Below are 12971 nucleotides of genomic sequence, written 5' to 3' on the forward strand. Positions count from 1 at the left end.
CCGGCTGACCGGGGAGCGCACCGTGAAGGGGACTTCCCTGCGCGTTGTCCCGGCGGCCATGGTTTCGCTGGCCGGCTTTGTCCTGTTCGCGCTGGAGCAGAGCCTGTTGGGGTATGCCCTGCTCGCTGCAGCGCTCGTGCTCGCGGCCTTGGTGGACCGGCTGCTGTTCCGCGACCTCGCGCTGATCGCGGCCGGAGTGGCCATCATCAGTGCCGTGCCCATCACCACCGACGTCAGCACCTCCCATATGTTCGTCATGGGCTCGGCCATGATCGCGGCCGTGGGGATCCCCTATGCTGTATCGCGCTTCGTGACCAAAGAGCATGCGGTGGTCTTTCCGGTGCGGACCGGGCAGAAATGGACACGTGCGGAGAAGTGGTACCTTCCCGCCGTCGTGGTGATCGGCTACGCCTTGCTGCCCGTGTACATGATCCGGACCGGGGTCTACTCGAACTGGCCCGCCGTGCATGATCCGGAGGGCATCGCGCGGCTCTTCGTCGGCACCAACGCCCTGGGCATCTGGGATGAGCTGTTCTTCATCTGCACCTGCTTCGCCCTGCTGCGCCGCCACCTGCCCGACTGGCAGGCCAACCTGCTGCAGGCCGTCCTGTTCACGTCGTTCCTGTGGGAGCTGGGGTTCAAGGCCTGGGCGCCGTTCTTCATCTACCCCTTCGCCCTGCTGCAGGCCCGCATCTTCACGGTGACCAAGTCGCTTTCGTACATCGTGAGCGTGCACCTGCTCTTCGACTTCGTGCTGTTCCTGGTGCTGCTCCACGCGCACAACCGGGCGTGGATCGACATCTTCCTGTACTGACTCCCGAGTCCATTCCACCCGCTGCCGCGAATACAGCCGCCAACTCCACAGCGGAATCCTGAAATGGCCGCCGGGATTTAACCCGCAGTTCATCGCGATGCCCTAGCCTTGCACTTCAGGCAAAAGTGTTTTTCAGGCAAACGTGCGAAAAGGGGAACGATCGTGGCCGACATCGCTGCTGTACTGGGACGGCTCACCGCGGCCGAGCTTGATGAAATCCACGCCACGGGCCCGCAGGGGCACCTGAGCCGCAAAATCGTTGAGGCGCTGGACAGGGCTGCCGGCGGTCCGGGCGGCGGCCGCGGCTACTACGTGCCGGCCGGAAGTGTCAGCGGAACGGGCAGCCCGCACGTCGTGTTGAGGAGCGACGTCGCGGCCTGGCTTTTCGGGCATGCCGCGCCGGCCGCCGTCGCCGACCCCGCCTAGCCTGCGGTTTGTGCTGCCGGCGTAAGAGCGGATGCTGGCGCGGCGCCCGGGTCCGCGTTGGAACCGTTGCCATCCGTTCCGCCGTTAGGTTGCCGCAGGACGCCAACGTCCAGGATGGTGCCCAACAGGCCACGGGCCGCTTCGAGGACCTCGCGTACTTCGGGTGACGTCAGTTCGTAGAACAGGCGGCCGTCCTTCCGGGACGGAACGATCAGCCGCTGGCGCCGCAGAATGCCGAGGTGCTGTGAGAGATTGGAAGCCTCAAGCCCGGTGCAGTCCCGCAAGTTGCTCACGGTCTCGGGGCCGTTGACCAGCATCTCCAGTACCCGGATGCGTGCCGGGTGGCCCATGGACTTGAACAGGTCAGCCTTTACCCCGGTGTGGATCACGCCGTCGGGCATGTCGCCCATTCTGGATTCCTTCCACTGCTTCTTGCCACGTGCTTCTTGGCCGGGTGTTGCCGGCCCGCCAACCTCGGTGCCCCCATAGGCGTATAGACCCCAGTATAGAGACAGAACGGTCTGTCCCCGACGAGCGGGGAGAACTTTTGCTGGCGGACCGGGAACGAGCGCTGTTGCGGCCGCGGACCGCCCCTTGCCAAGAGCGCGGATCTAGTTCACAATTTCATAAATTCCTCAATTGCCGCCCGGGTCATCCGCGGAAGCGGTAAGGAGAAAAAACTTCAGCTGCATCTGGCGACGACGGCGTCCCGGACGCCGTGTTCCCGTATGCAGGAGGGCTAAATGGCTGGCATGTTCGAACTCTTCATTGACGCAGGGGATTCCTTCAGGTTCCAGCTCACCGCCCCGGACGGCACCGTGTTGGCCGTATCCCGCCCTTTTCCCAGCAAGGCTGCCGCGGTCGAAGGCATCGCTGCCGTTCCGCCCCGCTCCATGCGTATGCCCCTCCCGTGCCAAAGGATGGCCGGCTAGGGCGGCAGGGAACCGCGATGAGCCTTCCAAAAACCGTCCGGGCGTACTCGAGTGCTCTCGGGCCGGCAGATTGCGTTGCCGGCACGTTCCACTACGACGCCATTTCGGAGCGGCTTGAATGGTCCGATGAGCTGTACACGCTCCACGGTTACCGGCGCGGCGAAATCGTGCCCACCGTGGAGCTCCTCTACGCCCACAAGCATCCGGACGACAGGGACCGCTGCCATGACATCTTCATGGCAGCCTGCGAAGCGGGCGGATTTTTCTGCAGCTACCACCGCATCCTTGATGCCCGCATGCGGGAACATCGTGTCCTCACTGCCGGCGAGGCGCTCACGGAGGACGGCAGGCTCATTGCTGTTGAGGGGTTCATCGTGGACCTGACAAGCACCCTGCAGTGGGAAACGGAAAGGGCGGCACGGGAAGCGGTTGAAGGTGCCCTTGGCACGCGAAGCACCATAGAACAGGCGAAGGGCATCCTGATGGGCATCCTGCGGATTGGTTCCCAGGCCGCCTTCGACCTGCTGGCCACGTACAGCCAGGACACCAACATCAAGGTGGCCAGCACGGCTGCTGACCTGGTACGGTTGGCCAACTCCCCGCAGCAGGCGGCATTGCTTGACACGTTCGTCCAGGAGCTCCAGCGGGGCACGGACGGCCGGGCAGTCCGTGATGCCGGACAGTCGGTGAAGCCGGTCAGTCCGTAAAGTGTCAGTCCGTAAAGTCTCCGGCGCCCCGGCGGAAATCGCCCAGGATCCGGATGAGCTGGTTCACGTCCTTGTCGCCGAAACCGGACTGGCCGAATACCTCGGCGTTGAGCACCGCCGTCGCTCTTTTTGCCAGCGTGCGGCCCTCGGGCGTGAGCTCGATCAGCGTGGTGCGCCCGTCCGTGGGATGCGGTGAGCGGACCACCAGTCCCGCCGTCTGGAGGCGGTCGACGGCGTTGGTCACCGAGGTGGGGTGGACCTGCAGCAGGGCGCTCGCCTTGTTCATGGGCAGGGCGCCGCTCCTGGCGAAGCTGAGCAGCGCCAGCAGTTCGTAGCGGGCGAAGGTCAGCCCGAACGGCTTCAGGGCCCCCTCGATGCGGGCCAGCAGGATCTGCTGGGTGCGCATGATTGCCGTGATGGCAGCCATCGGTGCAGCCACGTCACTCCAGCCATGGTTCTCCCAGTTGCGCTGGGCATCGGCAATCGGGTCACGGGGCAGCGGAGGGCTCACGGCTCAGCCCTGGCTTTTCAGGCCCGGGAAATCCGTCTCGGAGTATTCCGTGCCCAGGCCCAGCGGTACCCCGGTCACCCCAGGTTGGACGCCGTCCGCGTGGCGGAGCTCCTCGCTGTGCCTCAGCTCTACCCGGCGGATTTTTCCCGAAATGGTTTTCGGCAGTTCGGCGAACTCAAGCCTGCGGATGCGCTTGAACGGCGCCAGGTGGTCGCGGCAGTAGCGCAGGATTTCCTCGGCGAGTTCGGGGCCCGGTTCGTGGCCGGCAGCGAGCACCACAAATGCCTTGGGGACGGACAGCTTCAGCGGGTCGGGGGAGGGGACGACGGCGGCCTCCGCCACGGCCGGGTGCTCAATCAGTACGCTCTCCAGCTCGAACGGGGAGAGCCGGTAGTCGGAGGACTTGAAGACGTCGTCATCCCGGCCCACGTATGTGATGACGCCGTGCTCGTCCCGGCTCGCCATGTCGCCCGTGTGGTAGTAGCCGCCGCGGAAGGCCTCGGCCGTCTTCTCCGGGTCACCGTAGTACGACTTCATCAGCCCGGCCGGGCGGGGATCCAGGCGCAGGCACAGCTCGCCGTCGTCCGCTTCCTCTCCCGTCACCGGATCGACGAGGACCACGTCGTACCCCGGCAGTGGCTGGCCCATGGCGCCGATCTTGACGGGCTGGGCGGGGGTGTTGGCCACCTGCACCGTGGTCTCGGTCTGGCCGAAGCCGTCGCGGATGGTCTGGCCCCAGGCGCGCTGGACCTGGCCGATGACCTCCGCGTTGAGCGGCTCGCCGGCGGAAACAACCTTGGTGGGCGGATTCCTGAGAAGGCTCAGGTCGGCCTGGATGAGCATCCGCCAGACGGTGGGCGGAGCGCAGAAGCTGGTGACCTTCTCCCGGTCCATCTGCTCCATCAGGGCCCTGGCATCGAAGCGTTCGTAGTTGTAGACGAACACGCAGGCCTCGGCAATCCACGGGGCGAACAGGTTGGACCAGGCGTGTTTTGCCCAGCCCGGAGAGGCCACGTTGAGGTGCACGTCGCCCGGCTCCAGACCGATCCAGTACATCGTGGACAGGTGGCCCACCGGGTAGGACGTGTGCGTGTGCTCCACGAGCTTGGCCTTGGAGGTGGTGCCCGAGGTGAAGTAGAGGAGGAGGGTTTCGTCCGCCAGGGTGGGGGCGTCGGGGGTGAAATCAGCGGGGGACTCTGCCGAATCCGCGTACTGTAGCGACTCCGCGGCGCCGCTCGTGCCGGCGTCGGGGATTTCGATCAGCCGGTAGCGGCCGGGCACCTCGGCAAACTTGCCGAGGTTTGAACTGCCGACGGCGGCCCACCCCGCTTCCCCGCGCTCCACCCGGTCCTTCAGGTCAGCTGGACCCATGAGGGTGGTGGTGGGGATCAGCACGATGCCAAGCTTGATGCCGGCCAGCACGAGTTCCCACAGTTCCACCTGGTTGCCCAGCATGATGATCATGCGGTCGCCGCGCTTCACGCCCTGGCTGCGGAGCCAGTTGGCCACCTGGTTGGAGCGGGCCGACAGTTCGGCGAAGCTGCGCCGGGTGGCCGAGCCGTCCTGTTCCACGATCACCAGCGCCGGGTTGGCAGCGCTGGCAGGATCGGCGGCGATGGGGTCAAACCAGTCGAGGGCGAAGTTGAACTCCTTGGGCTTCGGCCATTCGAAGCTGGCCCTCGCCTGACGGTAGTCCTGGCGCAAAGCGAGCAGCTGGTCGCGTGCGGCACGGAAGTCGTCGGTGACTGTCATGGGGCACCTTTCGCCTGGGGATTCACGTCCTAGTGATCCACATCACTGTGCAATATACTAGGACATCCAACGGTTTGGAAGAGCGAAGGGACCTATGCCCGTGCAGCCACAAGGACGTGACAACGGACAGCCCGCAGAGGTTACAACGGGGAAAGCCGCGGCGGGGGAAACGGGGACGATGGCGCCGCCGTTCGCCGATGCGGATCTTATGTATGTTGCCGACCTGCTTCCGCCAAGCGAGCGGACCCGCTATCTCGAAATCCGGGACTTCCTGCAGTCCAGGGTCCGGGCCCAGTCCATCGAATACTGGAACCGGGAAGAGTTCCCCTTCGGGCTGCTCGCGGAGCTGGGCAAGCATGGACTTGGCGGGCTGCAGACGGACGGAACATCCACGCTCTTCAAAGGCCTCATGTACGTTGAGGTGGCCCGCGCCGACGTCTCCCTGTCGGCACTGGTGGGCATCCACAACGAACTGATCGTCGGCATGATCGACGCCCTGGGGTCGGAGGAGCAGAAGCAGCGGTGGCTGCCGGGACTGACTGCCTTCACACAGTTGGGGGCCTTCGCGCTGACCGAGCCGGAGCACGGTTCGGACATCGCCGGCGGGCTGTCCACCACGGCCCGGCTGGAGGACGGCGAGTGGGTCATCGACGGGGCCAAGCGGTGGATAGGCGCCGGAACCATCGCTGACTTTGCGCTGGTGTGGGCCCGGGACGCCGCCGACCAGCAGATCAAGGGCTTCATTGTCGAGACGGACTGCCCCGGTTACACGGCGACCAAAATCAGCAACAAAATCGGGCTGCGGATCATGCAGAACGCCGACATCCGGCTGGACGGCGTCCGGATTCCGGAGGCCAACCTGCTCCCGGGGGCCACGGATTTCACCAAGGCAAACGAGCTGCTGAGGGATTCCCGCGCCTGGGTGGGCTGGCAGGCAGCGGGGATTCAGCTCGCAGCCTTTGACGTCGCGCGTTCCTATTCGCTGCAGCGCCGCCAGTTTGGTAAGGAGCTGGCACGCTTCCAGCTCATCCAGCAGCAGCTCGCCGAGATCCTGGGCAACGCCTCGGCCTCACTGGCACTGATGGCACAGTTGGCCCGGGTCCAGGAGGAAGGCAGGCTGGAAATGGCCCAGGCGGCAATGGCCAAGGCCACCACCACCCGGCTGGCCCGCGCCTCCGTGGCCCTGGGCCGGTCGCTGCTGGGCGGCAACGGCATCAGCAGCGACTTCGAGATGGGGAAACTCTTTGGTGACGCCGAGATCCTCTACACCTACGAGGGCAGCTACGAGATCAATTCCCTGATTGTGGCCCGGGCCGTGACAGGAAAATCGGCCTTCGTCTAGGCCGATCTACCCGGACAGCGCGGCGGCTTTCCGCGCTGCGGCCTCCAGTTGCTCCACGTAGGCGGACTGCTCGGCGGCGCCCCGCTGTGGAAGGTTAGGGTCGCCGGGGCCCTGCCCGGCGGAGCCGTCGATGAGTTCGCGGATGATGTCGGCGTGTCCGAGGTGCTGCGCCGTCTCGGCACACATGTGCACCAGCATCTGGTGCAGGGTCACGTTCCTGCGTTCTTCCCGCCACCAGGGCACCACGCCGGGGGCGTCCAGTGGCAGCGCCTCGATGGTGGCATCGGTGTGCGCCGCCGAAAAGTGGTGCAGCTCGACGATCTCGGCACGCGTCTGCTCCGGGGTGGCCCACATGTCCGCATCCGGTTCGGCACCGTCGGCGAACCAGGGCAGCACCCGGCCACTGGGCCGGCCGAAGACCTCGCCGAAATAATCCAGTTCCACGCTGGCCACGTGTTTGACCAGGCCCAGGAGATTGGTGCCGGTGGGCGTCATCGGCCGGCGGACGTCATACTCGCCCAGGCCGCCGAGCTTGGCGAGGAGCTGGGCGCGACGTGTCCGGAGGTAATGGTGGAGGGTGGCTTTTTCGTCCATGGGCGGCACTCTACCGGGCTGAAAACCAAAAAACTCCCCTGTGCGTGCGAGGCACGGACAGGGGAGTCATTGGAAAGCCGTTACAGCGGGCGAATGTTCTCTGCCTGCGGACCCTTGGGGCCCTGGGTCACCTCGAACTCGACCTTCTGGTTTTCATCCAGGGAGCGGTAGCCGCTGCTGGCAATTGCTGAATAGTGTGCGAATACATCTGCTGATCCATCATCCGGAGCGATGAAGCCGAAGCCCTTTTCGGCGTTGAACCATTTAACTGTGCCTGTTGCCATTGCTACTTCCTTTGTAACCCTTTTTCTGGTCCTGCTCCGACAGCAGGCAGACGCGGAAATTGTTCTCCGCTGTCTCCAACCTATGGGCCATCCGCCGGGCGTGCAATAGTTGCCGTCATCAGGAGTCCCACCTGTAACGGGAGATTCTGTCCACAAACGCCATTCGGAGGGGCTGTTTCCTGCTCTAGGGCGTGCTGCCCGGCTCCTGGCCGGTGTCCTCCCACTGCACGTCGAGATTGCGGAAAACCGGGGGTCCGTCACACAGAGCCGCCATCTGGGCGGCGAAGTCTGACGTCTCAGGCCGGTTGGAATTCTCCATCGCCGACTCGTAGGAGTCGAACTCCACGATGGTGAAGTATGTCCCGGGACGGTCGCGGTCCGCCGTGGCGGTGATGCGGCGAAACGTCGGTGTGGTGGTTCCCTCGGTTCTCGACGGGCGGCCCAGCGCTTCGACCTCCTCAATGCGTGAGGTCTGGAATTCAATGATCTGCACAAACCCGGCCATGACGGCTCCTTGACGGCGGTGGTGACTGATGCCGCTCACGGTAGACCCGGCGCCGGGCCCGCGCAACCGTTATGCGGCTGCTAGCGCATCCCCTCGCGGCGGATGGCGGTGGCGATGGCCGCGGCCCTCGTTTCCACCCCCAGCTTGGCGTAGATGTGGGCGAGATGGGTCTTGACGGTGGCCTCGGAAATGAACAGCCGCTGCCCCAGCTCCCTGTTGCTGAGTCCTTCGGTGAGAAGGCTCAGCAGTTCGGCTTCCCGCGGTGTCAGCACCTCGTCAGGGTTGCGCAGCTGCTGGAAGAGGCGGGAGGCCACCGGCGGGCTCATGACGCTTTTGCCCTGGACGGCGCCCCGGACCGCGGCGAAGATTTCCTCGGGCGCGGCGTCCTTCAAAAGGTAGCCCATGGCCCCGGCATCAACTGCCCGGACAATGTCGGCGTCGGAATCATAGGTGGTGAAGACGAGCACGGCCTGCCTGCGGTTGCGTTCGCGGACCTTCCGGATCGCCTCGATCCCGTCCATGCCCGGGCCCATGGCCAGGTCCATCATCACGACGTCGGGGGCGTGCCCTTCCACAGCCGTCAGGGCTTCCTCGCCCGAGGAGGCTTCCGCCACCACCTCGATGTCCGGCTGCGTCCCCAGCAGGGCCTTCAATCCGCTGCGGACCACGAGGTGGTCGTCGACCAGGAGCACGGTGATGGCGCTCATTCTTCCCCCTTTGCCGGCAGCTGCGCCGCCACAACAGTTCCCTCGCCCGGGGCGCTTTCCACCGAGAAGGCGCCGCCCAGCTGCTCCACCCGCTGCCGCATGGCGCGCAGTCCGTATCCACCGGCGTCCGACGGCGGTGCTACCGCCGCCGGATCGAAGCCCGCGCCGTCGTCGTAGATGTCCAGCGTGACCGCATCCGGCAGGAAGCCGAGGGTGATGGTGGTGGTATCCGCGGACGCGTGCAGCTTGATGTTCGAGGTGGCGCTCTGCACCACCCTGAGGAGGGCATGGCGGACCTCGCCTGCCACCTGCCGGGGTTCGCCGGTGACCAGCAGCGTGGCGTCCGGTACGTACTGCGAGGCGGCCTGGAGCAGGGCGTCCGGCAGCGGCGAGGAGTCGAGGCCGGGGGAGGCGAGTTCGTGGACCAGGCTGCGGGTGTCGGAGAGGTTCCGGCGCAGCAATTCGCTGGCCTGCCGAAGATCCTGCCGGGACGCCGGCTCCGGCCAGGCACGGTTAGCGGCTTCGAGCAGGAGCAGGCTGCTGGCGAGGCCCTGGGTCACGGTGTCGTGGATCTCCCGGGAGACGCGCTCACGCTCCGCGATGGTGCCTGCCCGGCGCTCGCTGGCCACTAGCTGACCCTGGGCGAGAGACACTTCACGGTGCAGGCGCCGCTGCTCGGCGGCGTCGTGCTCAATGCGGTCGTAGATCAGCGTCAGCAGGACGCCGACGGCGAGCGGTCCCAGGAGCATGGCCAGATCGGTGCCGTCGCTGAGCCGGAACAGTCCCGCCGCGGTGGCCGCCGCCGTCGCCCCCGCCGCCGCGTAGGCGACCGCCCCTGTGAAGGCGATGCGGCACAGGAAGAACAGCGCAAACGAGCACCAGGCGAAGCTGGGTGCGGAGATCACCAGGACGGCCCAGACGGCGACCAGGACGAACATCCACACCGCCCAGGGGCGCCGGCGCTGGGCGAGCACGGCGATGACGGCGTACAGGGCGCAGGCGGCGGCCGCCAGCGCGAGGACAAGCAGGTTGTCCTGGGCGCTGTGCCGCATCACGTAGCGCACCACCGAAGCCACGATGAGCACGGCGAAGCCGAGGTGGACCGCGGCGTCGATCCGTCCAAGCCGGCTGCCCGGAACATGGCCGGTCCGTGCGGGAAGTAGTTCCGGTGCAGTGGGGGCGGTGAAGGGCATGGGCGGGTCCGGTTCCGGTGGGAGGCGTGCTAGGAACCATGCTATTGCGCGCATCGTTGCTGGTCTCTCAGCCTTTTGGCTGATACCGCCATCCGGAAGTACGAGCCGGTCCCAACTGATGGCCTGATGCGCCCGTGGTGGCACAGGTTCACCATGGAGATGCAGCCGTTTTGCTGCGCCCGCCAACATGGGCTGCGCCCCGCTTATTGAAGGAGAACCACCGTGAAGAAGTCCCAGAAGATTTTTGCCGCCGCCGCGGCCGGAGCGCTCGTCATCACCGCCGGTGCCGCCCTCACCAATTCGGGGTCCGGGCCTTCCCCCGCAGCGGCTTCGGTCCAGCCCGCGGCGGCTGTGCCCGCCGCGGATGTCCAGCCGGGTGCGGACAACGTCGTCGCCCAGAACCGGATCACCGTTGGCGCCTCGGCGAAGGCAGCGGGCGCTGCGCTCGCCAAGTGCCAGGCCGACAAGCTGCCGTTCGTCACGGTGGCCCTCGTGGACCGGTTCGGCACCGTCCAGGCCCTCCTGCGTGGCGACAATGCCGCCGAGCACACCATCGAGTCGGCCAAGCGCAAGGCGTACACGGCCGCAGCACTCGGCAGCCCCACCAGCGAACTTGCCAAGCGCATCTCCGGCAACGGGCCGAGCATCGCGGACCTTCCCGGCACACTGTTCCTCCGCGGCGGTGTCCCGCTGAAGGTGAACGGCGTCTCCGTGGCGGGCATTGGCGTCGGTGGCGCCCCCGACGGCAAGCTGGACGAAGCCTGCGCCGAGGCTGGCGCCGCCGTGATTGCCGCCAAGTAGGTTGCGGCCTGTGGTTAAAGACAGGAACGACGGCGGCCGGCCAGCCAGCGCTTTTTCGCTCGCCGGCCTGGCGGTGCTCGTGGCGTCCCTGCTGGCAGGTTGCTCCGGCGCCCCGTCGGCCGGGGACCCGGCCCCAGCCAGCTCAGGCCCGGTCGCGTCAGCCCAGGGAAGCCGGACGACGTCGGGCGGTTCCGGTGCGAGCGGCACTGCGCGGCCGCCGTCGTCCCCTCCCGCCGCTGCACCTCCTGCCCTGTCCCCGGCTGAGCAGCAGAAGCTGGACCAGCGGCTGGTCCTGGCCGCGAAAGCCAACGACGCGGCGCTCGTGGCGCAGCTGATCCGGGAAGGCGGGAACGTGAACGCCAAGGACTCGATCCAGGATTCGGCCTTCCTGTACGCGGGCGCCGAGGGCTTCAATGAGATTCTGCGGCTGACCCTGGCCCACGGTGCGGACGTCAGGAGCACCAACCGTTTCGGCGGCACCGCCCTGATTCCGGCCAGCGAGCATGGGCATGTGGAGACAGTACGGATTCTCATCGCCGCCGGTGTCGCCGTCAATCACGTCAACAATCTTGGCTGGACCGCGATGCAGGAAGCCATTCTCCTGAACAACGGGGGTACGAGGCAGCAGGACGTGGTGCGGCAGCTGCTGGACGCCGGGGCAGACCCCAACATCCGCGACCCGCAGGGCAGGACGGCCTTGGAGAACGCTGAGCGGCTGGGGTTCGTCGAGATCGCCCGGCTTATCCGGTCGCGGAGCTGAGCGTCAAAGTGGGGCGGCCGGGCTGGCCCGCTTTTGGACCGCCGGCCGCCACTGTTCACGCCTCCGCGGCGAGGTTGCCCGTCAAAGCTGGGCCGGTTCGGCGAGGTCCAGGGCAACAGTAAACTCGGCGCCGGTCTTCTCCCGGATTTCGTCCACGGTGACGCCGGGGGCGAGGCGGGTGAGGGTGAGCCGGCGGCCGCCGTCGTCCTTTTTGGGGAGGTCGAAGACGGCGAGGTCGCTGATGATGCGGTCCACGACACTCACACCGGTCAGGGGGAGGGTGCAGTCGGTGACGATCTTGGGGCTGCCGTCTTTGGCGTTGTGCTCGGTGAGGACCACGACGCGCGGCGTGCCGGCGACGAGGTCCATCGCGCCGCCCATGCCTTTGACCATTTTGCCGGGGATGGTCCAGTTGGCGAGGTCGCCGTCACCGGAGACCTGCATGGCGCCGAGGATGGCGACTTTGACGTGGCCGCCGCGGATCATGCCGAAGGAGGTGGCGGAGTCGAAGATGCTGCCGCCGGGCAGGACGGTCACGGTCTGTTTGCCGGCGTTGATGAGGTCGGCGTCCTCCTCGCCCTCATAGGGGAACGGGCCCATGCCGAGCAGCCCGTTTTCACTTTGCAGGACCACGCGGACGCCGTCGGGCAGGTTGTTGGCTACCAGCGTGGGGATGCCGATGCCGAGGTTGACGTAGTCGCCGTCGTTCAGTTCTTCTGCCGCGATCGCGGCCATCCCATTCCGGGTCCAGGCCACGGGAGTCTCCTTGTTAGTTGTTGACGAGTTCGGGGCTGATCCGGTCCGCGCGGGGGCGGACGGTGCGCTGTTCGATGTCCTTGACCCTGTTGCCGGCCCGGACCAGGTGCTGGACATAGACGCCGGGCGTGACGACGTGGCTCGGATCCAGCGCGCCGGGTTCGACGATGACCTCCGCCTCGGCGACGGTCACGGCGCCGGCGGTGGCGACCACCGGGTTGAAGTTCCGGGCGGTGTGGCGGTAGATCAGGTTGCCGTCCGTGTCGGCGGTGTGGGCATGGACCAGTGCGACGTCGGCCCTGATGGCGCGCTCCCGGACGTACGTTTCGCCGTCGAACACCTCGTGCGGTTTGCCCTCGGCCACCAGGGTGCCCACCCCGGTTTTGGTGTAGAAGGCAGGGATGCCGGCACCGCCGGCGCGCAACCGCTCGGCCAGGGTGCCCTGCGGGGTGAACTCCACTTCGAGGACGCCGGCGAGGTACTGCTCGGCGAACAGCTTGTTCTCGCCGACGTAGGACGCAATGACCTTACGGACCTGGCCGGCCTCGATCAGGATGCCCAGGCCTTTGCCGTCGACCCCCATGTTGTTCGACACCACGGTAAGGTCCTTCACGCCCGAATCGCGCACGGCCTCGATCAGGTCGGAGGGGATGCCGCTCAGGCCGAAGCCACCCACGGCAAGGGTGATCCCGTCCTGCAGGACATTGTGCAGGGCCTGGGCGGCTCCGGATTTCAGTTTCGACATCGCATCTCCTCGATGAGCTGGTTACAGTCCACTTTATGGACGCTGGTTCTGACTCTGGAGCGTAGACGGGTCTAAACAACAGTGTCAAGGCTCTACGGCCCGGGGTTACTCGCGCTTTTACGCTGTGGACGCTAGGCTGGGG

General features: G+C 66.5%; 17 protein-coding genes. 7 read left to right on the top strand and 10 right to left on the bottom strand.

Annotated features, from left to right (window positions below; genetic code table 11):
- Positions 1-58: 58 nt before the first annotated feature.
- Together LFT45_RS02875 and LFT45_RS02880 are read left to right on the top strand one after the other, a co-directional pair.
- A complete protein-coding gene (locus LFT45_RS02875; protein ID WP_236808913.1) occupies positions 59-814 on the top strand; it encodes a CPBP family glutamic-type intramembrane protease in 756 nt (251 codons plus the stop codon).
- A 162-nt stretch (positions 815-976) separates the two neighbouring features.
- Positions 977-1240, top strand: a complete 264-nt coding sequence (locus LFT45_RS02880; protein WP_236806443.1) for a hypothetical protein — start codon at positions 977-979, stop codon at positions 1238-1240.
- On the opposite strand, the gene LFT45_RS02885 is transcribed toward LFT45_RS02880, so the two are convergent.
- Positions 1237-1650, bottom strand: a complete 414-nt coding sequence (locus tag LFT45_RS02885) for an ArsR/SmtB family transcription factor (RefSeq protein WP_236806449.1) — start codon at positions 1648-1650, stop codon at positions 1237-1239. The two genes, LFT45_RS02880 and LFT45_RS02885, sit on opposite strands and share 4 nt — an antisense overlap.
- A 333-nt stretch (positions 1651-1983) precedes the next feature.
- Between LFT45_RS02885 and LFT45_RS02890 the strand changes: the two genes are divergently transcribed.
- Positions 1984-2172: a YegP family protein gene (locus LFT45_RS02890; protein WP_236806451.1), complete on the top strand. Its 189-nt coding sequence runs from the start codon at positions 1984-1986 to the stop codon at positions 2170-2172.
- Between the two features lie 17 nt (positions 2173-2189).
- On the top strand, positions 2190-2879 hold the full coding sequence (locus tag LFT45_RS02895) for a PAS and ANTAR domain-containing protein (RefSeq protein WP_236806453.1): 690 nt from the start codon (positions 2190-2192) through the stop codon (positions 2877-2879).
- Positions 2880-2883: 4 nt separating this feature from the next.
- Here the strand turns inward: LFT45_RS02895 and LFT45_RS02900 are convergent, their stop codons facing one another.
- Positions 2884-3390: a MarR family winged helix-turn-helix transcriptional regulator gene (locus LFT45_RS02900; RefSeq protein ID WP_236806454.1), complete on the bottom strand. Its 507-nt coding sequence runs from the start codon at positions 3388-3390 to the stop codon at positions 2884-2886.
- Positions 3391-3393: 3 nt separating this feature from the next.
- Positions 3394-5142: an AMP-binding protein gene (locus LFT45_RS02905; protein WP_236806456.1), complete on the bottom strand. Its 1749-nt coding sequence runs from the start codon at positions 5140-5142 to the stop codon at positions 3394-3396.
- 178 nt (positions 5143-5320) lie between these two features.
- Between LFT45_RS02905 and LFT45_RS02910 the strand changes: the two genes are divergently transcribed.
- Positions 5321-6484: an acyl-CoA dehydrogenase family protein gene (locus tag LFT45_RS02910; protein ID WP_236806458.1), complete on the top strand. Its 1164-nt coding sequence runs from the start codon at positions 5321-5323 to the stop codon at positions 6482-6484.
- Positions 6485-6490: 6 nt separating this feature from the next.
- Here the strand turns inward: LFT45_RS02910 and LFT45_RS02915 are convergent, their stop codons facing one another.
- From LFT45_RS02915 to LFT45_RS02935, 5 genes are all read right to left on the bottom strand, one after another.
- Entirely contained in the window at positions 6491-7078 is a 588-nt protein-coding gene (locus LFT45_RS02915; protein ID WP_236806460.1) for a DinB family protein, read from the bottom strand.
- Between the two features lie 80 nt (positions 7079-7158).
- Positions 7159-7362: a cold-shock protein gene (locus LFT45_RS02920; RefSeq protein WP_003799085.1), complete on the bottom strand. Its 204-nt coding sequence runs from the start codon at positions 7360-7362 to the stop codon at positions 7159-7161.
- 184 nt (positions 7363-7546) lie between these two features.
- Positions 7547-7867 carry a putative quinol monooxygenase gene (locus tag LFT45_RS02925; protein ID WP_236806462.1) on the bottom strand — a complete coding sequence of 107 codons (321 nt, stop codon included), beginning with the start codon at positions 7865-7867 and terminating at the stop codon, positions 7547-7549.
- 80 nt (positions 7868-7947) lie between these two features.
- Entirely contained in the window at positions 7948-8574 is a 627-nt protein-coding gene (locus LFT45_RS02930) for a response regulator (RefSeq protein WP_236806463.1), read from the bottom strand.
- Entirely contained in the window at positions 8571-9767 is a 1197-nt protein-coding gene (locus LFT45_RS02935; protein ID WP_236806465.1) for a sensor histidine kinase, read from the bottom strand. The genes LFT45_RS02930 and LFT45_RS02935 overlap by 4 nt, the downstream gene beginning before the upstream one ends.
- 222 nt (positions 9768-9989) lie before the next feature.
- Between LFT45_RS02935 and LFT45_RS02940 the strand changes: the two genes are divergently transcribed.
- Both LFT45_RS02940 and LFT45_RS02945 read left to right on the top strand, forming a co-directional pair.
- The gene (locus LFT45_RS02940; RefSeq protein ID WP_236806466.1) at positions 9990-10568 is read left to right on the top strand and encodes a GlcG/HbpS family heme-binding protein; all 579 of its coding nucleotides are present in this window, start codon (positions 9990-9992) and stop codon (positions 10566-10568) included.
- A 10-nt stretch (positions 10569-10578) separates the two neighbouring features.
- Complete coding sequence (locus LFT45_RS02945) at positions 10579-11328, top strand: ankyrin repeat domain-containing protein (RefSeq protein WP_236806467.1); 750 nt, start codon at positions 10579-10581, stop codon at positions 11326-11328.
- An 81-nt stretch (positions 11329-11409) separates the two neighbouring features.
- On the opposite strand, the gene LFT45_RS02950 is transcribed toward LFT45_RS02945, so the two are convergent.
- Positions 11410-12084: a CoA transferase subunit B gene (locus LFT45_RS02950; protein WP_272912738.1), complete on the bottom strand. Its 675-nt coding sequence runs from the start codon at positions 12082-12084 to the stop codon at positions 11410-11412.
- A gap of 13 nt (positions 12085-12097) precedes the next feature.
- Positions 12098-12829, bottom strand: a complete 732-nt coding sequence (locus LFT45_RS02955; RefSeq protein WP_236806469.1) for a CoA transferase subunit A — start codon at positions 12827-12829, stop codon at positions 12098-12100.
- Positions 12830-12971: the final 142 nt, after the last annotated feature.

Source organism: Arthrobacter sp. FW305-BF8, from assembly GCF_021789315.1.
Classification (GTDB): Bacteria; Actinomycetota; Actinomycetes; order Actinomycetales; family Micrococcaceae; genus Arthrobacter.

Coding starts and splice junctions, on each gene's coding strand:
- LFT45_RS02875 (WP_236808913.1), top strand. CDS start 59: ATGGTTTCGCTGGCCGGCTTTGTCCTGTTCGCGCTGGAGCAGAGCCTG.
- LFT45_RS02885 (WP_236806449.1), bottom strand. CDS start 1,650: ATGGGCGACATGCCCGACGGCGTGATCCACACCGGGGTAAAGGCTGAC.
- LFT45_RS02890 (WP_236806451.1), top strand. CDS start 1,984: ATGGCTGGCATGTTCGAACTCTTCATTGACGCAGGGGATTCCTTCAGG.
- LFT45_RS02895 (WP_236806453.1), top strand. CDS start 2,190: ATGAGCCTTCCAAAAACCGTCCGGGCGTACTCGAGTGCTCTCGGGCCG.
- LFT45_RS02905 (WP_236806456.1), bottom strand. CDS start 5,142: ATGACAGTCACCGACGACTTCCGTGCCGCACGCGACCAGCTGCTCGCT.
- LFT45_RS02910 (WP_236806458.1), top strand. CDS start 5,321: ATGGCGCCGCCGTTCGCCGATGCGGATCTTATGTATGTTGCCGACCTG.
- LFT45_RS02915 (WP_236806460.1), bottom strand. CDS start 7,078: ATGGACGAAAAAGCCACCCTCCACCATTACCTCCGGACACGTCGCGCC.
- LFT45_RS02920 (WP_003799085.1), bottom strand. CDS start 7,362: ATGGCAACAGGCACAGTTAAATGGTTCAACGCCGAAAAGGGCTTCGGC.
- LFT45_RS02925 (WP_236806462.1), bottom strand. CDS start 7,867: ATGGCCGGGTTTGTGCAGATCATTGAATTCCAGACCTCACGCATTGAG.
- LFT45_RS02930 (WP_236806463.1), bottom strand. CDS start 8,574: ATGAGCGCCATCACCGTGCTCCTGGTCGACGACCACCTCGTGGTCCGC.
- LFT45_RS02935 (WP_236806465.1), bottom strand. CDS start 9,767: ATGCCCTTCACCGCCCCCACTGCACCGGAACTACTTCCCGCACGGACC.
- LFT45_RS02955 (WP_236806469.1), bottom strand. CDS start 12,829: ATGTCGAAACTGAAATCCGGAGCCGCCCAGGCCCTGCACAATGTCCTG.